The sequence below is a fragment of the Actinoallomurus soli genome (genome assembly GCF_024055715.1).
In the GTDB taxonomy this organism is placed as follows: domain Bacteria; phylum Actinomycetota; class Actinomycetes; order Streptosporangiales; family Streptosporangiaceae; genus Actinoallomurus; species Actinoallomurus soli.
Map to the genome: position 1 here is coordinate 156,962 of NZ_JAMXMV010000007.1, position 21,320 is coordinate 178,281.

A 21,320-nucleotide genomic window follows, 5' to 3' on the forward strand; every position below is an offset into this window, starting at 1 on the left:
GCACTGAGGCTCGCCTAACTTCGCCGAAATTTCTCTCGACATCAAGGTATCACGAATATCTCGATATCAAGGTATCGACCCTCCCTGCTTGACTCCGAGCGTTTCCGATATATCGTTCGAGTATCGCGAACGCTCACAGATGGTTCTCGGAAGGGAGTACCGAACATGCACAACGCGACATTCGACTCTCCGTGGCAGGCCTGGGCCGCCGCCGGTCGCCGTGGCGGCCGGGGCGGACGTGGCGCGGGCAGGCGCGGCGGCCCGTGGGGTCCGCCCTTCGGCCCGTGGGGCGGCCCGCCGCCCTGGGCCGAAGGCAGGACGAAGGCCCGGCGCGGCGACGTACGCGCGGCGATCCTGGCCCTGCTCGCCGAGGAGCCGCGCAACGGCTACCAGCTCATCCAGACGATCGAGGAGCGGAGCCACGGCGAGTGGCGGCCGAGCCCCGGTGCCGTCTACCCCGCCCTGCAACAGCTCACCGACGAGGGGCTGATCGAGGGCGATGAGGGCGAGGGCCGGAAGACGTTCCGCCTCAGCGAGGCCGGCCGCGCGTACGTCGAGGAGCACCCGGAGGAGGTCAGCGCGCCCTGGGAGGCGATGACCTCGGACGTCCGCGACGACGTACGGGACCTGTTCAAGACGGCGGCCGGCGCCGGCGGGGCCGTGATGCAGATCGTCCGGACGGGCTCGGAGGCCCAGGTCGCCCAGGCCAAGGAGATCCTGGCGGAGACCCGCCGCCGTCTTTACCACCTGCTCGCCGAGGACGAGTGACCCGGCACCGGAGCGAGGACGAAAGTAGGTGAGCCGATGAACGGCGAGCTGCGGATCGGGGACGCGGAGCGGGACGCCGTGGCGTCGGCCCTGCACGAGCACTTCGCGCAGGGCCGGTTGGATCGGGAGGAGCTGGACGAGCGGCTGTCGGCGGCGCTCGCCGCCAAGACCGTCGGCGACCTGCGGCAGGTCACCCGGGACCTGCCCGGGAGCCCGGACCCGGACCCGGTCGCGCCCGTGGCCGAGGCGGGCCGGGCGACCCGGTCCCGCCGGCAGTGGGGCGGCCCGCACTGGGGCGACCCGCGCTGGGACGGTCTCCCCTGGGGCGGGCCGCGGTGGAACGGGCCGCTCGGGGCCGAGCGGTATCGGGACGGGCCGCCGTGGGCCGGGCATCCGGCGGCGGGGCGGATGGCGTACCGGGGGCACCCGCGGTTCGCGCCGCGCGCCGGCGTGTTCCTCGTCGCGTTCCTCGCGGTCGTGGCCCTGACCCGCGGCTGGTTCCTCGTCCCGATGTTCGCCTTCATCTGGTGCGCGATGGCGTTCACCTGGATCCGGCACGGGCGCCGTCGGCACCGCCTGAGCAGGTGACCGCGCCGCGAGCGGACGCCGGATGGCAGGGCCCCGGTGAGGGGCCCCGCCGGAGGCGCGTGGCGGGAGCCCGGTCAGGGGCCCACCCGGAGACGGGTGGCAGGCCCCCGGTCAGGGAAGCCCCGCCGGAGACGGGTGGCGGGCCCCCGGTCAGGGGAGCCCCGCCGGAGACGGGTGGCGGGGTCCTCCCTGAGGGGCCCCCGCCACCCGTGCCGTCACTGGGCCGTGACGGCGAACCGGTCGAACTGCGCGTTGATGTACGAGTCCAGCGCCACGCCCGACTGGCCGTGGCCGTAGGTCGCGTCGGTGACGGCGGCGACCTCCTTGCCGTCGATCAGCGCGCCGACCGCCGTGCCCTGGAAGCGCAGTGCCAGACGGTGCCAGGTGCCGGTGCCCAGGGCGTCGACCGTTCCCTCGGCGAGGGTCCGGGTCGTGCCGTCGCTCTGGATCACGTACAGGGACCACGCGCCGGTGTCGGACACCTTGAAGTGGTAGCCGTTCCAGAGGACCAGGTTGGGCTTCTTACGCGGGTCGTGCTGGCCGTTGATCCGGCCGAGCAGCTCGGCCGAGCCGGACTGCTCGAGCAGGACGTCCGTGCTCGCCTCGTAGTCGGTCCAGGAGGCGTCACCGACCAGGGTGAGCGGTGCCGGCACCTTCGTCCACTTGTTGGGCTGCTGGGTGATGACCTGGCGCAGGCACTTGCCGCGGTCGGATCGGCCGGCGCACTTCGCCACCTCGAACGCGCCCTCCATGTCGGAGAAGTACTTCGGGGTGGCGGTCTTCTTGTAGCCCTCGAAGGAGTCCTCGAACGGCAGCGACAGGGGCTTGGACGCCGGGGTCGCCGGTGCGGTCGCCTCCGGACGGCTCGGGGCGAGGGTGGTCAGCGTGTAGACGCGCCCGGGTTCCACGGTGAGCCGGTAGGAACCGTCGGCGGCGGGCCGCAGGTCGTCGCCGCGGGCGAACCAGGTCGCCGGGTCGGTCGAGGAGACCTGGGTCGACACCACGTGCAGCGGTCCGCCGGGCAGTCCCGCGCCGGGACGCAGGCTGATCGTCTGCGGTCCGGTGGCCTCGGTCGTCTCGATGACCGTGCTGTAGTCGGGACGCTCGTCCGGCGACCGCAGGGTCACGTACGTGCCGCCGCCGTTCAGGTAGCCGCTCGCCGCGTCGATGTACTGCCAGCCGGGACGGGCGAACTGCCCGGTCTGGGCGACGGTCCACAGGGTCGGGCCGAGCTCGTAGTGGCCCGTCCACGGCTCGTTGGCCTTCAGGAACCCGCTGCCCGCGTACTGCACGGTCGGGTACCAGCCGTACGCCGCCGGCCAGTTGATGAACGCCGTCATGCGCCCGTCGACGTACTCATGGTTGATCTCGGCCGCGAGGCGCGTGCCGCCGGTCATGTAGTCGTTCCAGCCGGACTCGCTGGCGAAGATCGGCTTGCCGAGGCTCAGGGCGTCGGCGGAGCTCGAGCAGTGCACCGCGGTGCAGGGGTAGTGGATGCCGACGACGTCGACGGCCGCGTTGAAGGCCGGGTCGTTCTTCAGGTCGGTCGCGATCTGCCAGCCCGCGTTATCGGCGGCGACGAGCTTGACCTTGTCGTACCCCTCGCGCCGCAGCGTGGCCTTCAGGTCGACGTACCACTGGGCGTTCCAGCCCTTCTCGTTCCACCCGCCGAGGTAGTCGATGTCCAGGTGGTGCCTGCGGGCGCAGCCGAGCCAGTCGGTCAGGTAACCGATGTTGTCCTGGGACCAGAATCCGCCCTTGAACCAGCTGGGCGCGCCCCATTCGAGGCCGTAGAACCTGATGTCGGGGTTGCGCTTCTTCGCCTCCTCCATCAGCCACCACTCGTACCCGCGGTCGCAGTTCACCTCCCCTGCGGCGCGTTCGTGGCTCGGCTCGGCGCCGTTGCTGGAGTTGGTGTCGCTGCCGATCTCGACCTTGAGGATGTTCAGCGAGGCGCCGTAGCCGGGCTTGAACAGGTAGTCGAGGATCTGGCGCTGCTCCCGCTTCGGGTAGTCGACGATCAGCCGAGACGTCCCGCCGCCGCCGCTGATCGCGCCGACGCCCTCGTACACGCGGCCGGTGCCGGTGGGGTCGACGGTGATCGTCTGTGGTCGGGTCTGCGTGTCGTCCGCGGTCGCGGGCACGGCCAGGCCGGTCAGCAGTGCCGCCGATAGGGCGAGCGCCGCCATCGGCCCTCGCCGTACCGATCTCCAGAGTCTCATCGGACTCCCTTTCTCATCGTCCCCCGAGCATGGGCGGAAAACGGCGTACGGACGCGCCGGCCAAGGATGTTCGATATCTCGAACCACGTCCGAGGAATGCCGGGACAATGGAAGCCTGAGATGACGATCACGTCAAGATCCGGCACGGAGCGCGATCGATCCGTCGGAGGGACGAAACGCCCGCCGCGGCCTCCCGCCGGCCTGCGGGAGAGTCAGGCGGCGAGGCTGGTGAGGACCCCGATCGGGTCCTCCAGGAGCGGCGCGAAGGCCAGCTCGGCGGCGCCGATCAGCTGGGCGTCCGAGCCCAGCACGGAGGCCGCCATCCGTACCTGCTCGCGCGGTGCCACGAGGGTCGACCGGGCGACGCTCTCCCGTACGACGTCCTCGGTCAGGGCGAACAGCTCCCCGAGCGGCCCGCCGAGCACGACGATGTCGGGGTTGAAGGTGTTGACGAGCATGCCGACGCCGATCCCGAGCCAGCGGGCCACCCGCGCGGCGGCCGCCACGGCCTTGGGTTCTCCGGCGGCGACCTCGGCCAGCACCGCACGGTAGACCTCCAGGCCGCCGCTGGCCGGCCGGCCGGCGGCGATCAGCAGGGACTCCACGCCGGTCTCGGTCTCCAGGCAGCCGACCGAGCCGCACCGGCAGAGCCGTCCGTTCGGATTGACGCGCAGGTGCCCGATCTCGCCGGCGTATCCGCCGCGGCCGCGCAGCGGTCGCCCGCCGACGAGGATGCCGCCGCCCAGGCCGATCTCCCCGGAGATCACGACGACGTGCTCGTAGCCGACGGCGGCGCCGCGCCAGTGCTCGGCGAGCGCGCCGAGGTCGGCGTCGTTGGCGAGGAAGGCCGGCAGGTCGAGCCGCTCCCCCAGCCGGGCGCCGAGGGGCTGGTCGATCCAGCCGAGGTTCGGGGCGAAGCGCAGGAGTCCGTCGTTCAGGCGGACGACGCCGGGAACGGACAGGCCGACGCCGACGCAGCGGGCGCCGTCCGGCGCCGCCTCCCGGAGGAGGCCGGAGGTCTCGACGATCGCGTCGACCGTCGTGTCGAGGTCGCTCCAGTCCCGCCCGGGATCGGCCTCGACCCGGTCGAGCACGCGCCCGCCGAGCCCGACCCGCGCCACCACCATGTGCCGGACGCCGAGGTCGACGGCGAGGACGTAGGAGGCCTCGGGGCGGGGCACCACCTCCAGTGAGGGCCGGCCGGCCCGTCCCCGAGCGCTCGCGGAGCGCTCGAGGACGAGACCCGCGTCGACCAGTTCGCTGACCAGGTCGCCGATGGTGCTCCGGTTGAGCCCCATCTCCGCGGTCAGCTGGGCCCGGGACCGGCATCCGTGCCGGTGCACCTCCGTCAGGATCGCGCCCAGATTGTGACGACGCACGTCGTCCTGGGTCGATCCGCGGATGCGCCGCCGTGTCACCGGGCCGCCCACGGAGCTCAGCGGCCGGTCGCGGAGCGCCGGCGCCGGGCCAGAGCGTCGATGCTCGCGGCGAGCAACAGGAACCCACCCGTGATCAGGTAGTTCGCGTACGCCTTCGCACCCAGCAGGCCGAGACCGTTGTCGATGATCGCGATGACCAGACCACCGAGGATCGCGTCACGCGCCTTGCCCTTGCCGCCGAACAGGCTGGTGCCGCCGATGACGGCGGCGCCGACCGCGTACAGCAGCGTGTTGCCGGCACCGGCGTCCGGGGTGACCGAGTTCAGGCGGGAGGCCGCCACGATGCCGCTGATCGCGGCGAGCAGCGAACCGATCATGAACACGGACATCCGGATGCGGTTGACGTTGATGCCGGCCCGCCGCGCCGCCTCGGCGTTGCCGCCGACCGCGTACACGTGACGGCCGTAGGCGGTCCGGCTCAGGACGAACGTGCAGATGATGAGCAGGACCGCGACCAGGGGCACGCCCCAGGGGATGCCGCCGAAGAACGGCGCCAGCGGGGTGCGCGCACGGTTCAGGTTGAGGATGTACGCGCCGCCCAGGAGCGCGATCGCGACCAGGACGACCTGGACGACGACGAGCGCCAGGGGCTGGTTGGACAGGCCCTTGGAGTTCTGCCGCTGCCAGCGCAGCAGCCTGACGGCGGCGAACAGGAGGACGCAGACGACCGCTATCGTCCAGCCCAGCCAGACCGGCATGTACTTGTTGGCCAGCGCGTAGACGACCTTGTCGTGGACGGGAACGGTCCCGCCCTCGCCGATCAGTTTCAGCGCGATGCCCTGCAGGCCGAGGAACAACGCCAGGGTCACGACGAACGATGGAATGCGCACGATGGCGACCAGCGCGCCGATGGCGGCGCCGATGACCAGACCGGTCACGGCCGCGGCGAGCACCGCGACGTACCAGGGCTGGCCTCCGTCGACCAGGAGCTTGCCCATCACCGCCGCGCACGCGCCGCTCGCGACGCCCGCCGACAGGTCGATCTCGCCGAGGAGCAGGACGAACACCAGGCCCATCGCGAGGATCGTGACGGGCAGCGCCTGCACGAGCAGGTTCGCGATGTTGCCCTTGCTGAGGAACGTCTCCGGGCGCAGCCCGTAGAACAGGATGATCAGGACGACGAGCCCGAACACCGCCGGCAGCGCGCCGAGGTCTCCGGACCGCAGTTTGACGACGTAACCGCTGAGCGCCGAAGACACCGTCTGCTGACGGGTGTCGGCCGAGAAGTCCGAGTCCGCCAGGGTGGCCGTCGCCGCCCGCTTCTCGGGCGCCGGCTCGACCACGTTCGGCTCGGGGGTTTCGGTGGACATGTAAACCTCAGATGCTTTCTGCCGCGGTCGAGGGGGCGAGGCCCAGGTCACCCGAGCGGCCCGTGGTGATCAGCTCGACGACCTGGCTGTGGGTGACCTCGGACCGTTTGACGTCGGCGGCGACGCGGCCGAGGTACAGGCACGTGATCCGGTCCGCCACCTCGAAGACGTCGTTCATGTTGTGCGAGATCAGCACGACGCCGTGGCCGGTCTCCGCGAGACGGCGCACGAGGTCGAGGACCTGCCGGGTCTGCGCGACGCCGAGCGCCGCGGTCGGCTCGTCCAGGATCACGACCTTGGACTCCCACAGCACGGCCTTGGCGATCGCGACGGTCTGCCGCTGGCCGCCGGACAGGCTCGCCACCTGCTGGCGGACCGACTTGACGGTGCGCACCGAGAGCCTGGCCAGCGTCTCGCGGGCGGCCTGCTCCATGCCGGCCTCGTCCAGGACGATGCCCTTCTTGCGCTCCCGGCCGAGGAACATGTTCTGGGCGATGTCGAGGTTGTCGGCCAGGGCGAGGTCCTGGTAGACGATCTCGATCCCGAGGTCGGCGGCGTCGCGGGGGCCGCTGATGCTCACCGGCTTGCCGTTGAACCTCACCTGGCCCGAGTCGATCGGGTGGATGCCGGCGATGCACTTGATCAGCGTGGACTTGCCGGCGCCGTTGTCGCCGACGAGGGCGGTCACCTGTCCGGGGTAGACCGCGAGGTCGATGTCGTGGAGCACATGGATGGCTCCGAAGCTCTTGTTGATCCCCGCCAGCTCGAGGGCCGGGGTTCCGTTGTCAGACAACGCTGCGTACTCCCTAAAAGGCGCGATGGGGCGCCCGGTGACCCGGGCGCCCCTCGTCCCTTACTGAATTCCGGCGGCCTTGCACTTGGCGGCGTAGGCGCCCTTGCAGAGGTCGGCGGCGGTGATGCCGCTGCCGCCGTCGGTGACGACCTGCTTCACGTTGTCCTTGGTGATCAGGACCGGGTTCAGCAGGATCGACGCCACCTGGCGGTGGCCCTGCGGGTCGTTGGAGGTCGCGTTGGTCTGGGGCTTCTGACCCTTCGCCAGCGCGGTGACGACCTGGACGAGGCTGTCGGCCTCCAGCTTGTTCGGCTTGTAGACCGTCATGCACTGGCTGCCGTCGAGGATGTTCTGCAGACCCTGGACGGTCGCGTCCTGACCGGTCACCGGGACGTTGCCGGCGTGGTTCTTCTTGAGGATCGAGATCGCGGCGTTGCCGAGGCCGTCGTTGGCGGCGAGCACACCGTCGACCTTGCCCTTCTGCTGCGTGTAGATCTGCTCGAAGATCGTGGCGGCCTGCTGGTTGTCCCAGTCGGGCACGGCCTGCTCGGCGACCTTGGTGTAGTTGGACACCTTGTCCAGGACCTCGTGCGCGCCCTGCTTGAACAGGGTGGCGTTGTTGTCCGTGGGCGAGCCGTCCAGGTAGACGATGTTCGACTTCTTGTCACCCAGGCACTTCTGCAGGCCCTGGCCCTGGACCCGGCCGACCTGGACGCCGTCGAACGACACGTAGTAGTCGGCGGACCCACCGAGGGTCAGCCGGTCGTAGTCGATCGTCTGGACGCCCTGAGCCTTGGCCTTCTGCTCGATCGCCGCGCCGGAGTTGGAGTCGAGGTTGACGATCGCCAGCATGGTCACGCCGCTGGTGATCATCTGGTCGGCGATCGTCTGCATCCGCTGCTTGTCGCCTTCGGCGTTCTGGATGTCGGCGGGGATGCCGGCGGCCGCGAACTCCTTCTTGAGCACCGGGAGGTCGAAGTTCTCCCAGCGGACGGAGGACTTCGTGTCCGGGAGGATGACGCCGACCTTGGCCTTCGCCTTGGCCGAGCCGCCACCCTTGGAGTCGCTCTTGTTGTCGCTGCCGCCGCAGCCGGCGAGGCCGGCGGTCGCCATGGCCGCGAAAGCGGCGATACAGGCCGTGCGCTTGAAGATCACGTCGACACCTTCTTCGGGGGTCCCCAGGAACGGTTTGTTTGGGCGCACAACGTATTCCGCTGGCCTGAGTTCGTATAGGGGTAGGAAGCCGGAGAAATCCGACGGTTACGACATCGAAATCTTCTCGTCACATAACACTCAGCAGGCATCAAGTCACTCAGAGCAACCGATTCGGCGAAGTCGTTTCCGGGCCCCCATGACGCCGCGCTCCGGAGCGGTCGCCCGATGGACGGGAAACTGTTTTCCCAGGTACGCCGCGGAATGCGAGCCGGGCGCGTGGCCGCCGGGGCGGGGCGGTTAGTGTCGGCATCATGGGTAGCCAGATCGGTGTCACCGGGCTCGCCGTCATGGGCCAGAACCTCGCGCGCAACATCGCGCGGCACGGGTTCCCGGTGGCCGTGCACAACCGAACCGAGAGCCGCACCAAGCAGCTCATCGAGCACCACGGCGACGAGGGCGACTTCACGCCCGCCTACTCCCTGGAGGAGTTCGTCGCCGCGCTGGACCGGCCTCGCCGGATCATCATCATGGTCAAGGCGGGTGCGCCCGTCGACGCCGTGATCAAGGACCTCATCCCGCTCCTCGACGCCGGCGACATCATCATCGACGGCGGGAACTCGCACTACGAGGACACCCGGCGACGCGTCGCCGAGCTCGCCGAGCACGACCTCCACTTCGTCGGCGCCGGGATCTCCGGCGGCGAGGAGGGCGCTCTGAACGGGCCGAGCATCATGCCGGGCGGCCCGCAGGAGGCGTACGCCCCCGTCGAGCCGATCCTCACCGCCATCGCCGCGCAGGTGGACGGCACGCCGTGCTGCGCCTACATCGGCCCGGACGGCGCGGGCCACTACGTGAAGATGGCCCACAACGGCATCGAGTACGCCGACATGCAGCTCATCGCGGAGGCGTACGACCTGCTCACGCACGCCGCCGGGCTGAGCGCCCCGGAGATCGCGCGCGTCTTCGAACAGTGGAACGAGGGCGACCTGGAGTCGTTCCTCATCGAGATCACCGCCAAGGTGCTCGCGCACACCGACGAGACCACCGGCGGGCCGCTCGTCGACGTGATCCTGGACGAGGCCGAGCAGAAGGGCACCGGCCGCTGGACCGCCCAGTCGGCGCTGGAGCTCGGCGTCCCGGTGACCGCGATCACCGAGGCGGTGTTCGCCCGCGCCCTGTCCGCCCGCAAGGACGAGCGGACCAAGGCGTCGAAGATCCTGCCGGGCCCGTCCGCCGGGCAGGCGGGAGACGACTTCGTCGACGCGGTGCGCGACGCGCTCTACGCCTCGAAGGTCGTGGCCTACGCGCAGGGCTTCGAGCAGATCCGCGCCGCGTCGAAGGAGTACGACTGGGACGTCCAGCCGGGCACGCTGGCGACGATCTGGCGCGGCGGCTGCATCATCCGCGCCCGGTTCCTCGACCGGATCAAGGACGCCTACGACCGCGACCCGGAGCTGTCCAACCTCCTCCTGGACGACTACTTCCGCGACGCCGTCGCGGGCGCCCAGGACGCCTGGCGGAAGGTCGTGCGCACGGCGGTGGAGCTGGGCGTTCCCACGCCCGCGTTCTCCTCGGCGCTGGCCTACTACGACGGCTTCCGCCGGGAGCGCGGCCCCGCCTCGCTCCTCCAGGGCCTGCGGGACTTCTTCGGCGCGCACACCTACCGCCGCACCGACCGCGAGGGCGTCTTCCACACGCTGTGGTCCGAGGACGGCCGCGAGGTCTCCGCGGACTGAGCCCGGCCGCGCCGGTCCATCCGGGCCATCCGGTCCATCCGGCCGCAGTGGTCCCTCCGTCCATCCGGCCGCCGGTGTCCGTACGGACGCCGGCGGCCGGTCGCGTGTCAGCGGGCGAACGGGCCGCCCGTGCCGAAGGCGTACGCTGCGAAGCGCTCCCCCATCCGGCGGTACCCGGCGGCGTTCGGGTGCAGCGCGTCGGGCAGGTCGGCGACGTCCGACTCGCCGAACAGCTCACGCCCGTCCAGGTAGTGCAGGTTCGGGTCCGCGGCCGAGCGCTCGCCCACGATCCGGTGCAGGACCTCCCGGATCACCGAGAGGCTCAGGGCGCCCTCGGCGAGCCGCGCCGCGTCGCCCGCCGTGCGGAAACGCACGGTCCCGTCCTCGATGTCGGGGACGGTCGGGCCGGGCAGGTCCTCCACCATCGGGCACAGGATGGGCGAGACGACCAGCAGCGGCGTGTCCGGATGGCCCTCGCGCACGGTGTCGAGGAAGCCGTGGACGGCGGGCTCGAAGGCCCGCAGCCGCATGGTGTCGCCGTTGACGACGTTGATGCCGAGCTTGAGGCTGATCATGTCGGCGGGCAGGTCGCGGATCGTCCGGGCGGTGAACGGATCGAGCATGGCGTTGCCGGCCAGCCCGAGGTTGAGCACGTTCACGTCGGCGGCGTGCGCGGCGACGACCGGCCAGGTGCCGAGGGGGCCGTCGGCCTCCATGCAGTGGCTGATCGAGCTGCCGTGGTGGACCCAGCGCGGCCGGGGATCGGGCTCCGGCGGATGCACCGGCCCGTCCGCGCGCAGCGCGATCAGCTCGACCTGGGCGCTCTGCGGGAGCCAGATCTCGACCTGCTTGCGCCCGGGCGGCAGCGGGCCGAAGCGCACCGTGGCGGGCTGCCCCGGCGTGACGTCCGGAGGCTTGATCCCGGACGGGTCCAGGGCGAGCACGTTGCCGTCGGGCGTGGGAACCCGCTCGGCCGGCACACCGTCCACGACCAGCGCGAAGACGCCGCCGGGGTTCGGCTCGCCGGTGAACGCCAGCGTCTTGGTGGTCAGCACGTCGAGTTCCAGCCCCGTCGCCTCGGTGACGAACACCATCCGGACGCCGGACGGCATGGCCACCACCAGCTCGCAGAACGGGCTCGGGATCTGCGACCTCGTCCAGCTCGGCAGCCGCCGGGGCCGGAGCCCGGCCGCGGTGCGCTCCAGGTCCAGCGCACCGCGGATCTCGACGGGACCATCGAGCAGGGGGACGTCGGCAGGTGGCATTTCGATCGACCTTTCGTTCCGGGGGGAGCGGCCACCACCGAACGTACGGCCCCGGAGACGCCGCGCGGAAGGTCGCGGAGACGTCGCGTCGAAGGTCACAGGAGCACCGCGCGGGAGGACATGGGCGTCCCCGCGCCGAAGGCCACGAGGACGCCGTGCGGGAGGTCGCGCCCGCGACCTCCCGCGCGCGCCCCTGGTCAGAGGCGGGGATCCACCGGCTCGGACTCGAGCGCGAGCACGCCGAACACCGCCTGGTGCACCCGCCAGAGCGGCTCTCCGGCCGCGAGCCGGTCGAGGGCCTCCAGACCGAGGGCGTACTCCCGCATGGCCAGGGACCGCTTGCGGCCCAGCGACCGCTGCCGCAGCCGGTCGAGGTGCTCCGGCTCGGTGTAGTCCGGCCCGTAGATGATCCGCAGGTACTCCCGGCCCCGGCATTTCAGACCCGGCTGTACGAGGCGGCGCTCCCCGTCCGGCCCGGCGTCCGCCGGGCCCGCACCGCCCCCGGCCGGCGGCAGCGGCTTGACGACCATGCCCTCGCCGCCGGCCGCGGTCAGCTCCGTCCACCACGCGACCGCCGCGGCCTCGTCGCCGTTCAGGTCGACGACGTGCGACCGCGTCGGCGCGAACAGCTCCTCGTCGGCGGCGGCCAGCCGGTCGGCGGCCTCCAGGTGCCACAGGTGGTCCCGCTCGGCGTACGAGCGGCCCTCTCCGGCCAGCACCTGGAACGGCGCCAGGCGCAGCCCCTTCAGCCCCTCCGTCGGCCAGCAGTAGCGCGCGTAGGCGTCCCGGAACAGCTCCGCGTTGGCCGAACGGCGCGCGACGCGGTCCCGCAGCGCCGCCACGTCGAGCCCCCGCGCGGCGGCGCGGTCGAGGGCGTCGGCGGCCATCGGCAGGGCGGCGCGGGCCGCCGCGCCGGTCGCGGCGTACTGGGTGCGCAGCAGCTCGACGGCCTTGGCCGACCAGGGCATCAGCTCGCAGTCCAGCACGAGCCACCCGGTCCCGAGGTCGGCGAACAGGCCGCCGGCGGCCGCCCGTACCCGCGCCAGGAACTCCTCGGTCATCGCCGGGTCCGGGAAGAACGCCCGGCCGGTCCGCGTGTAGACCGCCCCGGTCGTGCCGTCGTCGGCCCCGAAGCGGTCGGCGGCGGTCCGCTCGTCGCGGGCGACGACCACGACGGCGCGCGAGCCCATGTGCTTCTCCTCGCACACGACCCGCGCGACGCCCTGCCGCCGGTACGCCTCGAACGCCTCCGCCGGGTGCTCCAGGTACCCCTCCAGCGCGGACGTCGGCGCGGGGGCCATCGTCGGCGGCAGGTACACGAGCCAGCGGGGGTCGACGCCGAACCGGCTCATGACCTCCAGGGCCGGCCAGACGTTCTCGTCGCGGACGCTGACGCGGCCCATGAGCCGGGTCTCGACCGCCTCCCGTACGTCCGTGACGCGCAGTACCCCGGACTCCCGGTGCGAGCCGGGGACCGCCTCGGCCTCCGGGACCAGCGGGCGGACCGGCTCGTACCAGACCCGGTGCGCCGGAACCGAGACGAGGCTCTTCTCGGGGTAGCGCAGGGCCGTCAGCCGGCCGCCGAAGACACAGCCGGTGTCGACGCACAGCGTGTTGTTGATCCACTCCGGCTCGGGCACCGGGGTGTGGCCGTACACGACCATGGCCTCGCCCCGGTAGTCGTTCGCCCACGGGTACCGCACCGGAAGCCCGTACTCGTCCGTCTCCCCGGTCGTCTCGCCGTACAGCGCGAACGACCGTACGCGGCCCGACGCCCGCCCGTGGTAGGCCTCCTTGAGCCCGGCGTGCGCGACGACGAGGCGCCCTGCGTCGAGGACCAGGTGGCTGACGAGGCCGTCCATGAAGGCCAGGGCCGCCTCGCGGAACTCCTCGGGTTCGTTCCCGAGCTGTTCGAGCGACTCGGCGAGCCCGTGGCCGACCGTGACCCTGCGTCCCTTGAGCGCGCGCACGAGCTTGTTCTCGTGGTTGCCGGGGACGCACAGCGCGGTTCCGGCGGCGACCATGCCCATGGCGAGGCGGAGCACGCCGGGGGTGTCCGGTCCCCGGTCGACCAGGTCGCCCAGGAGGACGGCGGTCCGGCCCTCGGGGTGCGCGGCGCCCACCGGGCGGCCGAGCGGGTCGCGCTCGATCACGTAGCCGAGCTCGGCGAGCAGGTCCTCCAGCTCGGCCCGGCAGCCGTGCACGTCGCCGATCAGGTCGAACGGGCCGGTGAGCCGCCGCCGGTCCGACCACGGCTTCTCGTACGTGACGACGGCCCGGTCGATCTCCTCGCCGCGCAGCACGTACGCGCGCTTGAACTCCCGGTGCAGGCCGCGCAGCCCGCGCCGCAGCTCGCGGCGCTGCCGGGGCACGACGTGGTCGGGCAGGTCGCGGTCGGCCCGGGCGGCGTTGCGCTCCATCGCGACGGACTCGGGCACGTCGAGCACGATCGCGACGGCGAGCACGTCATGCTCCTTGGCGATCCGCACCAGCTGCTCGCGCGAGCGCGGCTGCACGTTCGTGGCGTCCACGACCGTGAGCAGGCCGCGCCGCAGGCGCTTGCGCACGATGTAGTGCAGCAGGTCGAAGGCGTCGGCGGTGGCCGACTGGTCGTTCTCGTCGTCCGACACGACGCCCCGGCAGTGGTCCGAGGAGACCACCTGCGTCGGCGCGAAGTGCCGGCGGGCGAAGTGCGACTTGCCGGAGCCCGACACCCCGACCAGCACGACCAGCGCCATCTCCGGGATCCTGAGCTCCGGGACCTCGATCCCCGGACTCCCCAGCTCGGTCATCGTGTGAACACCCCCATCTGGGTCGGCGGGCCGACCTCCGTGTCGTCGTCACCGACCGGGACGTACCGGACCTGGTAGCCGTACGCCCCGGCGACCCGCGCGGCCCACTCACGGAACTCGGCGCGGGTCCACTCGAACCGGTGGTCCGGGTGCCGGAACCCGGTGAGGCCCTCGTAGCGGACGTTGTGCTCGGCGTTCGGTGTGGTGACGACCACGACGCGGGGCCGGGCGTCGCCGAAGACGACGCGCTCGACGGCGGGCAGACGTGGCATGTCCACGTGCTCGATGACCTCCATCAGCACCGCCGCGTCGTACCCGTGGAACCGGTCGTCCGCGTACGTGAGCGCCGCGGTGAAGAGGTCCAGGCGCTCCTCCTGAGCCTGCGGGAGGCGGCCGACCCTGAGCCGCCGCTGGGCGATCATGATGGCGCGCGGCGAGACGTCGGTGCCCGCGACGAAGCGGAAGTACGGGTCCTGCAGCAGCCGGGACAGCAGCCTCCCGGAGCCGCAGCCGAGGTCGATGACCCGCTGCGCCTCCTCGGCCCGCAGCACGTCGAGCACCGCCTGGATCCGGCGCTCGGCCAGCGGCACCGGCGGGGTCGCCGCCTCGGTGCCGGTCTCCGCGTCGCCCGCCTCGGCCGCCGTCGGATCGGACGCGGCCGGTTCCTCGTCGATCGGGTCGCGGTCGAGCGCGTCGTCCGGGCGGTCGTCGGCGTCGGCGAGCCGGGCCAGCGCCGTACGGACCAGGCCCCTGCGGTTCGCGAGGTACCGGCGGGTGATCCGTCCGTGCTCCGGGTGGGCCGCCAGCCAGCCCTCACCCGCCCGGATGAGCTTGTCGACCTCGTCGGGGGCGATCCAGTAGTGCTTCGAATCGTCGAGGACGGGCAGCAGCACGTACACCTGGTTCAGCGCGTCGGACAGCCTCAGCTCGCCCTCGATCGTGAGGGTGACGTACCGGGAGTCGCCCCACTGCGGGAACTCCGGGTCGAGCGGGACCGGCCGCGCCGTCACCCGCCAGCCCAGCGGCTCGAACAGCCGGCGGGCCGCCTCGGGACCGCCCCGGCACGGCAGCGCCGGCAGCGTGATCGCCAGCGGGATCGGCGTGGCCGCCAACTCGGCGCGGTCCCGGCTCGCGCCGCGCATCGCGGTGCGGAAGACGTTCGCCATCGCCGACGCCAGCAGGGACGACGCGGCGTACGGCCGGTCGTTGACGTACTGCCCGAGGGACAGGTCCGGCGTCTTGCGCGCCTTCGCCAGCTTGATCGGGTCGACGTCGAGGAGCAGGGCCGCGGTGCACCGGTCGGGTGACGCGTCGGGGTAGAAGACGTGCGCGGTCCCGAAGGACTGCGCGAACGTCTGCACCCGCTCCGGGTGTTTGACCAGCAGGTACCCGAGGTCGGTGGCCGGGCGCGCGGTCGTCGTGATCGTCAGCAGCACACGGCAGAGTGTCCCGGACGCCCGCCCTGAGCCCTACCGATTTTCCGCGTGAGCGGCGGGCCTCGTCATCGCCAGACCGCGTTCTGCAGGATCCCCGACAGCTCCGGCATCGAGTCCCTGTCGATGATCAGGACCTGCTGCTCCGGCAGATACCACTCGCGCTGCGAGGGGAAGGAGACGTCCCGGTGGGCGCCCGAATCCTCGCGGCAGGTGTAGGTGTACTCGCTGTAGGTCGCGCTGCGCGAGCCGACGGGGCGCGGCTCGGTCGCCACGGCCTTGTCGGGCGTGACGAGCATGGTGTGAGGCAGGCCGGCGCACGGCACGACCCCGCCGTTCGGGTAGTACATGTGGCCGGGCTGATAGCTTCGCTGACCGTACGCGCCGGTGCTGATCTGGTCCGGCCCCATGATCCAGAATCCCGCGCAGTCGCTCTCCAGGAAGTTCGCCCGGGGGCTGCGGCACGACTGGGGCTGGGTCAGTACGTGAGTTCCCGAATCATCGGTGGCGCTGACGGCCCAGCCGGGTCGGAGCGCCAGTCCCAGGTGGCCGAACCACGTGACGTTCGTCGGCGTCGGCGTGGGAGTGGGCGTGGGCGTCGGTTTCCGGGCGCGGCCGGTCCCGGTGTTCCAGGGGACGAGCGTGACGGCGACGGCCACCAGCACTGCCACGACCACCAGCACTCCGGTGCCCGCGAGCAGCGCCGTCCTCCCGGCGGACCGTGGCCGGGGCACGGCCGGACCGCCCGCGGGTCCGTACGGGCCCGTCCCCGGCCCGTACGGACCCGTCCGGGGCATGGTGACGGGCGGCGCCGCGCCCGGCGGGGATCCGGGGGCCCATCGGAGGGTCGGCCCGGCCACTGTCGGCGCCGGGGCCTGCCCGGAGGACGGCAGCGGCTCCTCGCCGAGGAGCCAGGCCAGGGCCTGCCGCGCCGACGGCCGCCGGGCCGGGTCCTTGTCCAGGCAGATCGCCGCGATCTCCCGCAGCGGCCCCTCGAGGTCGCCGAGATCCGGCGGCGCGTGCTGGATCCGGCTCACCACCGCCCCGAGGTGGTCCTGGCCGAACGGGGCACGGCCCGTGGCCGCGTACACGATCGTCCCGCCCCACGCGAACATGTCCGCCGCCTGCCCCGGCGGCTCGTTGCGCAGTTGCTCCGGCGCCATGAACGCCGGGGTGCCGGTGATGTGCCCGCTGATGGTCGCGTCGACGACGTGCGCCACCCCGAAGTCGATCACCCGGGGCCCGTCGGGCCCCATCAGGACGTTGGCCGGCTTGAAATCGCGGTGCACGACCCCCGCCTGGTGGATGGCGACGAGGGCGGTCGCCGTGCCGATCGCCAGCCGCTGGAGCGCCGACCCGCGCAGCGGGGCGCCATCCCCGACCACCTGACGCAGCGACGGGCCGTCGATGAACTCGCTGACGATGTAGGGCACCTCGCCCTCGACGTCGGCCGCGAGGATCCGCGCCGTGCAGAACGGGTCCACCTTCCGCGCGGCGGCCAGTTCCTTGGCGAAGTAACGCCGCTCGCGCGCGTCGCCGGCGGACCGCAGGAGCTTGACGGCCACCCGCTCGCCCGCCGGCGACTCACCGAGGCAGACGACTCCCTGGCCGCCCTCCCCGAGGCGGCCGAGCAGGCGGTACCCGCCGACCTCCGTGGGGTCCTGGGCGGCCAACGGCTGCAGAGAGGGCATGCCGGGATTCTGCCTCAAAAAGGCGATCGCCCGGCATACTCCGATGCCGGGCGATCAGGACGTCAGCCGATCACATCTGGGGAAGGACCTCGCTCGCGATGAGTTCGAGGTGGTCCAGGTCGTCGAGGTCGAGCACCTGGAGGTACATCCGCTGGGCACCGATCTCCCGGAACCGCCCGATCTTCTCCACGACCTCGGACGGGGTCCCGGCCAGGCCGTTCTGGCGCAGCTCGTCGACCTTGCGGCCGATCGCCTCCGCCCGGCGCGCGATCTCCGCGTCGTCCCGCCCGCAGCACACCACCTGTGCGGCGGAGAAGGTCATCGACTGGCAGGACCGGCCGCCCTGCTCACAGGCGGCCCGCACGCGCTCGTACGCGGCCTTGGTCTCGCGCAGGCCGTTGAACGGGACGTTGTACTCGTCGGCGTACCGCGCGGCCAGCCGGGGCGTCCGCTTCGCGCCGACGCCTCCGATGATCACCGGTGGGCGGGGCTGCGCCGGCTTCGGCAGCGCGGGCGAGTCCTCCAGCCGGTAGTACTCGCCGCGGAAGGAGAACGACTTGCCGGTCGGCGTCTCCCACAGCCCCGTCACGATCTGGAGCTGCTCCTCCAGCCGGTCGAAACGCTCCCCCAGGCTCGGGAACGGGATGCCGTACGCGGTGTGCTCCTCTTCGAACCACCCCGTGCCCAGCCCGAGCTCGACGCGTCCTCCGCTCATCTGGTCCACGTTCGCCACGGAGATGGCGAGCGGACCGGGCAACCGGAAGGTCGCGGCGGTCACCAGCGTGCCGAGACGGATCCGCCGGGTCTCCCGGGCCAGTCCGGCCAGGGTGATCCAGGCGTCGGACGGGCCCGGCAGACCGCTGACGTCACCCATCTTCAGGTAATGGTCAGAGCGGAAGAACGCGTCGAAGCCGTACTCCTCGGTGGCCTTGGCGACACGGAGCAGAGTGTCGTAGCTCGCCCCCTGCTGGGGCTCAGTGAAGATCCGCAGAAGCATGGCACCCATCCTTCTACTCCGCAGCCGTCCAATGCACTATTTGGTCTAGACCTCTTCGCCGCGCCGCGTCCGGCCGATCCACACCAGGAGGAGGCCGACGGAGGCGAAACCGAGCGCGGCCAACGCGACCGTCCCGTACGGGAAGCCGGTGTGCGGCAGGCGGCGGACGCCCGGGTTCGGCCGGGCCGGCATCGGCCGGGCGTTGCGGGTGTGGCAGGCGACGCTGTTGTTCGCCGGGTTGTCGTCCGGCGTTCCGGACGCGACCGTGCTGAGGCAGCGGAGCCTGCCGGGGCGGGCGTGCGGCCGGGCCCGCACGGTCAGCCGGAGCTTGCGGGTCCGGCCCGGCGGGATCGCGCCGAGGGGGCAGACGAATCCCGGTCCCTGCGTCAGGCAGTGGCGGCCCTTACCGATCACGATCGGGGTGTCCGCGCCCGCACCGGGCCGCTCCGGCGCGATGCCGGGCCCGATCGGCGCCTCGGCCGGACCGCTGCGATGGATGCCGCTCTCGGCCGGGGCCTCCTTGCCGGGCGCACCCGCGACGCGGGCCGGGGACGGCGCGCCGCACGGCGGAGCGACGGGGCGATCGGTGAGGTCCGCGGCCGGGCCGTTCGGCGCGGAGCCGCACGCCGGGACGTCCTGCCGCCCCGCGCAGGCGCCGCACGCCGGGGCGTTCTGCCGGTCCGTCTGCTGTCCCGCGCAGGCGCCGCAGGCCGGGACGCCCTGCTGCTCCGCCGGCCGCCCCGCGCACGCCCCGCACGCCGGCCTCGCGGCCGGAACGTCCGCCGCGGGAGTGCGCGTCTCCGGCCGATCCGCCGCGGCGCCTTCCGCCGCCGGTCGCCGCACCGCGCAGGCGCCGCACGTCTGCCCGGCCGGTCGCGGCTCCGAGTCAGGCCGCAGCACGTGCGGCCGGTCCACCGTCGCGCCCTGCGCGCCCGGCTGCTGTGCCGCGCACGCGCCGCACGCCGGCTGCCGTCCCTCCGCTCCGCAGCGGGGAGCGGAGGCCGGATGCGCCTGAGCCGCCGCGCACGGCGGGACGGCGGCCGCCTGGCCGTCCGAGGCCGGCCTGTCCTGCGTGGACCCGCAGAGCGGGTCGGTGGGCTTGAGCGGGGCGCTCTTCCCGGCGAGCGGCCGCACGGGATCCGCCGTGGGCGCGCAGGGCCGCGTGCCCGGGTCCTCGGACCGCACGCCCGGATCCGTCGTCAGGGGTTGCGATCCCGGTCCGCTCGGCCACGCGTCCGGGTCGTTCGCCACCGAGCTGCGGACGACCACCGCCTCGGCGGTCACCGGGCCCTCGTTGGTCACGGTGATCTCGTAGGGGACCTCTCCCCCCGGCCGTACGATCTCCGGCAGGTCGTCACCGGTGACCGCCAGGTCGGTGGGCTGCGACGCCGTGACCGGGGGGAAGGCCATCTCCCGCGTCGTGGAGCCCGGCCGGCCGTCCCAGGAGATCCTGGCCGGGCTGGACAGCGTCCGGCCGTTCGGCGTCCTGGGGTCCACCGTCGCGGTGAGGCCGCCGTGCCTGGTCTGCCGGCCGGGGAGGACGCCGATCCGGCAGATGAGATCCCGTCCGTGCCACCCGCACTTCGGCGGCAGGGCGATGATCTTCAGGTCGTGGTTCGGCGTCGTCGTGAGCGTGACGTTCCGCACCGGCGCCGAGCCGGTGTTCGTCACCGAGTACGGCCAGGTGTACGTCCTGCCGGGCACGACGGCGCTCTGCGGCGCCCGGGTGTCGAAGATGATCTTCGGGCGCGGCGGGATCAGCCCCTTCTCGTCGCGTGCTCCCCCCGCCGGACGGTGGTCCCGGCCGGCGGCGTCGTGGTTCCGGTCCGACGATGCCCCGTGCTGCGATGCGGGATCGCGATCACCGTCCGCGAGCTCGTACTCCCGGCCTCCGGGGCGTGCGCCGCGCTCCCGCCCCGCGGCCCGGTGGTCGTGTGCGCGCGCCGATGGGCCGCCCGGCCCGTCGGCGTGCGCGGGTTCATGCGACGTGAGCTGCGGCATGATCGTGAAGCACGAGACGGCCGCCGCCGCCGCGATGCCCCGGGTTCCGGCACGCGTGGCGCGGCCAGAGAAGTCGATCATCGGTGTCCCCCGTGACGTGCTCGGATGCTTTCGACAACGCCCCGTTGTAACGGACCCCCGGATGGCCACCTAGCAGCGTGTCGGCGTGTCGTCACAATACGTGATGGTAAAAACCTAGGCGATCATGCAGAGATCACGACGCGCCCGGACACACGGCGATAGTTTTCGATCACCCCGACTTAGGAGCCGACCGTGCCCGAGAAGAAGGTCACCGCGGCCGCGATCGCCGGTGCCGTCGTGACCATCGTCGTCTGGATCCTGCGCCTCTCCCACGTCGACGTGCCGGCCGAGGTCGCGGCGGCCGCGACCACGCTGTTGTCCGCCGTCGCCGGTTACCTCGCCCCGCACACCCATCGCCCGGACCTGGAGCCGCCGGCGGCGACGCAGCCTCCTCCCGCCACGCGCTGACCGAGGCCCGCCACGCGCTGACCGAGGCCCGCCACGCGCTGGCCGAGGCGCGGCCCCAGGAGGCCGCCGCCCGTCCTCACAGGCCCATGCGGTCCTCGCAGGCCGGGCAGGAGGCTTCGAGGTAGCGCACGGGGAGCTGCTCCTCGTTCCACTCGATCGACGCCAGCACTCCGCAGCCGAAGCACACCGCGCACAGGCCGACGCCGGAGAGGGCCTGCCGTACGGCGACCAGCAGCCGGCTGGGCGGCAGGCCGCGGATGACCTCGTCCACCTCGTCGCGCGTGCAGCGGATGCGGATGTGCCCCGTCCCCTCGCACTGCGGGCAGTCCCCCAGGCGCAGCAGAGCGGGGTCCTTCTGGATGGTGACCAGCTCGCCGCTGCCGATGCACATCTGGCACGGCATCACGATCCCCTGGAACGCACCGTCGCCGATGGTCTCGTCGCTCATGCGCGGTCCCCCCTTCACGGCACCCCGTCCACCGGCCGCTCGGTCCGGGCACCGGATCGACCCGGCCGGACCCTCACCTGCCAGCTTCCTCCACCGAGAGCCTCGGCACCGCCGGTTTTCCGAGGTCACCCACCACTGGAACCGCGCGAACCACCTCTTTCGGGAGAAGCCGACTGGTATTCCAGCGACATTT

Annotated in this window: 16 protein-coding genes; 4 read left to right on the forward strand and 12 right to left on the reverse strand. The window is 72.4% G+C overall.

The window, feature by feature from the left end:
* Nucleotides 1-165: 165 nt before the first annotated feature.
* Both NDW01_RS19465 and NDW01_RS19470 read left to right on the forward strand, forming a co-directional pair.
* Nucleotides 166-768 (forward strand): PadR family transcriptional regulator, encoded by a 603-nt coding sequence (locus NDW01_RS19465; protein WP_252822538.1) that lies wholly within the window; start codon nt 166-168, stop codon nt 766-768.
* A gap of 36 nt (nt 769-804) precedes the next feature.
* Nucleotides 805-1,356, forward strand: coding sequence for a DUF1707 SHOCT-like domain-containing protein (locus NDW01_RS19470; protein WP_252822540.1), 552 nt, complete (start codon nt 805-807; stop codon nt 1,354-1,356).
* A gap of 215 nt (nt 1,357-1,571) precedes the next feature.
* On the opposite strand, the gene NDW01_RS19475 is transcribed toward NDW01_RS19470, so the two are convergent.
* The 5 genes from NDW01_RS19475 to NDW01_RS19495 all read right to left on the reverse strand — a co-directional run bounded on the left by NDW01_RS19475 (nt 1,572) and on the right by NDW01_RS19495 (nt 8,275).
* Entirely contained in the window at nt 1,572-3,578 is a 2,007-nt protein-coding gene (locus tag NDW01_RS19475; protein ID WP_252822544.1) for a galactocerebrosidase, read from the reverse strand.
* Between the two features lie 212 nt (nt 3,579-3,790).
* A complete protein-coding gene (locus NDW01_RS19480; protein ID WP_252822546.1) occupies nt 3,791-4,957 on the reverse strand; it encodes an ROK family transcriptional regulator in 1,167 nt (388 codons plus the stop codon).
* 56 nt (nt 4,958-5,013) lie between these two features.
* On the reverse strand, nt 5,014-6,327 hold the full coding sequence (locus tag NDW01_RS19485; protein ID WP_252822548.1) for a sugar ABC transporter permease: 1,314 nt from the start codon (nt 6,325-6,327) through the stop codon (nt 5,014-5,016).
* 7 nt (nt 6,328-6,334) lie between these two features.
* Nucleotides 6,335-7,120 (reverse strand): ATP-binding cassette domain-containing protein, encoded by a 786-nt coding sequence (locus NDW01_RS19490; protein ID WP_252822551.1) that lies wholly within the window; start codon nt 7,118-7,120, stop codon nt 6,335-6,337.
* Between the two features lie 60 nt (nt 7,121-7,180).
* Nucleotides 7,181-8,275, reverse strand: a complete 1,095-nt coding sequence (locus NDW01_RS19495; protein WP_252822553.1) for a sugar ABC transporter substrate-binding protein — start codon at nt 8,273-8,275, stop codon at nt 7,181-7,183.
* A 311-nt stretch (nt 8,276-8,586) separates the two neighbouring features.
* On the opposite strand from NDW01_RS19495, the gene gndA reads away from it, so the two are divergent.
* Nucleotides 8,587-10,011, forward strand: coding sequence for an NADP-dependent phosphogluconate dehydrogenase (gene gndA, locus NDW01_RS19500; RefSeq protein WP_256512410.1), 1,425 nt, complete (start codon nt 8,587-8,589; stop codon nt 10,009-10,011).
* A 107-nt stretch (nt 10,012-10,118) separates the two neighbouring features.
* Here the strand turns inward: gndA and NDW01_RS19505 are convergent, their stop codons facing one another.
* The 6 genes from NDW01_RS19505 to NDW01_RS19530 all read right to left on the reverse strand — a co-directional run bounded on the left by NDW01_RS19505 (nt 10,119) and on the right by NDW01_RS19530 (nt 20,271).
* Nucleotides 10,119-11,276, reverse strand: a complete 1,158-nt coding sequence (locus tag NDW01_RS19505) for a GDSL-type esterase/lipase family protein (protein ID WP_252822555.1) — start codon at nt 11,274-11,276, stop codon at nt 10,119-10,121.
* 197 nt (nt 11,277-11,473) lie between these two features.
* Nucleotides 11,474-14,068: a polynucleotide kinase-phosphatase gene (locus NDW01_RS19510; RefSeq protein ID WP_252822557.1), complete on the reverse strand. Its 2,595-nt coding sequence runs from the start codon at nt 14,066-14,068 to the stop codon at nt 11,474-11,476.
* Nucleotides 14,065-15,504 (reverse strand): 3' terminal RNA ribose 2'-O-methyltransferase Hen1, encoded by a 1,440-nt coding sequence (locus NDW01_RS19515; protein ID WP_252822559.1) that lies wholly within the window; start codon nt 15,502-15,504, stop codon nt 14,065-14,067. The genes NDW01_RS19510 and NDW01_RS19515 overlap by 4 nt, the downstream gene beginning before the upstream one ends.
* A gap of 65 nt (nt 15,505-15,569) precedes the next feature.
* Nucleotides 15,570-17,192, reverse strand: a complete 1,623-nt coding sequence (locus NDW01_RS19520; RefSeq protein ID WP_252822561.1) for a serine/threonine protein kinase — start codon at nt 17,190-17,192, stop codon at nt 15,570-15,572.
* Nucleotides 17,193-17,262: 70 nt separating this feature from the next.
* The gene (locus tag NDW01_RS19525) at nt 17,263-18,189 is read right to left on the reverse strand and encodes an LLM class F420-dependent oxidoreductase (RefSeq protein WP_252822563.1); all 927 of its coding nucleotides are present in this window, start codon (nt 18,187-18,189) and stop codon (nt 17,263-17,265) included.
* A gap of 45 nt (nt 18,190-18,234) precedes the next feature.
* Nucleotides 18,235-20,271, reverse strand: coding sequence for a hypothetical protein (locus tag NDW01_RS19530; protein ID WP_252822565.1), 2,037 nt, complete (start codon nt 20,269-20,271; stop codon nt 18,235-18,237).
* A 192-nt stretch (nt 20,272-20,463) separates the two neighbouring features.
* On the opposite strand from NDW01_RS19530, the gene NDW01_RS19535 reads away from it, so the two are divergent.
* Nucleotides 20,464-20,679: a hypothetical protein gene (locus NDW01_RS19535; RefSeq protein WP_252822567.1), complete on the forward strand. Its 216-nt coding sequence runs from the start codon at nt 20,464-20,466 to the stop codon at nt 20,677-20,679.
* A gap of 76 nt (nt 20,680-20,755) precedes the next feature.
* On the opposite strand, the gene NDW01_RS19540 is transcribed toward NDW01_RS19535, so the two are convergent.
* On the reverse strand, nt 20,756-21,127 hold the full coding sequence (locus NDW01_RS19540) for a hypothetical protein (protein WP_252822570.1): 372 nt from the start codon (nt 21,125-21,127) through the stop codon (nt 20,756-20,758).
* Between the last annotated feature and the right edge of the window lie 193 nt (nt 21,128-21,320).

Excerpts from the sequence above, each read along its gene's own strand:
- NDW01_RS19540 (WP_252822570.1), bottom strand. The coding sequence starts at position 21,127 with ATGAGCGACGAGACCATCGGCGACGGTGCGTTCCAGGGGATCGTGATG.
- NDW01_RS19520 (WP_252822561.1), bottom strand. The coding sequence starts at position 17,192 with ATGCCCTCTCTGCAGCCGTTGGCCGCCCAGGACCCCACGGAGGTCGGC.
- NDW01_RS19465 (WP_252822538.1), top strand. The coding sequence starts at position 166 with ATGCACAACGCGACATTCGACTCTCCGTGGCAGGCCTGGGCCGCCGCC.
- NDW01_RS19475 (WP_252822544.1), bottom strand. The coding sequence starts at position 3,578 with ATGAGACTCTGGAGATCGGTACGGCGAGGGCCGATGGCGGCGCTCGCC.
- NDW01_RS19470 (WP_252822540.1), top strand. The coding sequence starts at position 805 with ATGAACGGCGAGCTGCGGATCGGGGACGCGGAGCGGGACGCCGTGGCG.
- gndA (WP_256512410.1), top strand. The coding sequence starts at position 8,587 with ATGGGTAGCCAGATCGGTGTCACCGGGCTCGCCGTCATGGGCCAGAAC.
- NDW01_RS19510 (WP_252822557.1), bottom strand. The coding sequence starts at position 14,068 with ATGACCGAGCTGGGGAGTCCGGGGATCGAGGTCCCGGAGCTCAGGATC.
- NDW01_RS19505 (WP_252822555.1), bottom strand. The coding sequence starts at position 11,276 with ATGCCACCTGCCGACGTCCCCCTGCTCGATGGTCCCGTCGAGATCCGC.
- NDW01_RS19485 (WP_252822548.1), bottom strand. The coding sequence starts at position 6,327 with ATGTCCACCGAAACCCCCGAGCCGAACGTGGTCGAGCCGGCGCCCGAG.
- NDW01_RS19525 (WP_252822563.1), bottom strand. The coding sequence starts at position 18,189 with ATGCTTCTGCGGATCTTCACTGAGCCCCAGCAGGGGGCGAGCTACGAC.
- NDW01_RS19530 (WP_252822565.1), bottom strand. The coding sequence starts at position 20,271 with ATGATCGACTTCTCTGGCCGCGCCACGCGTGCCGGAACCCGGGGCATC.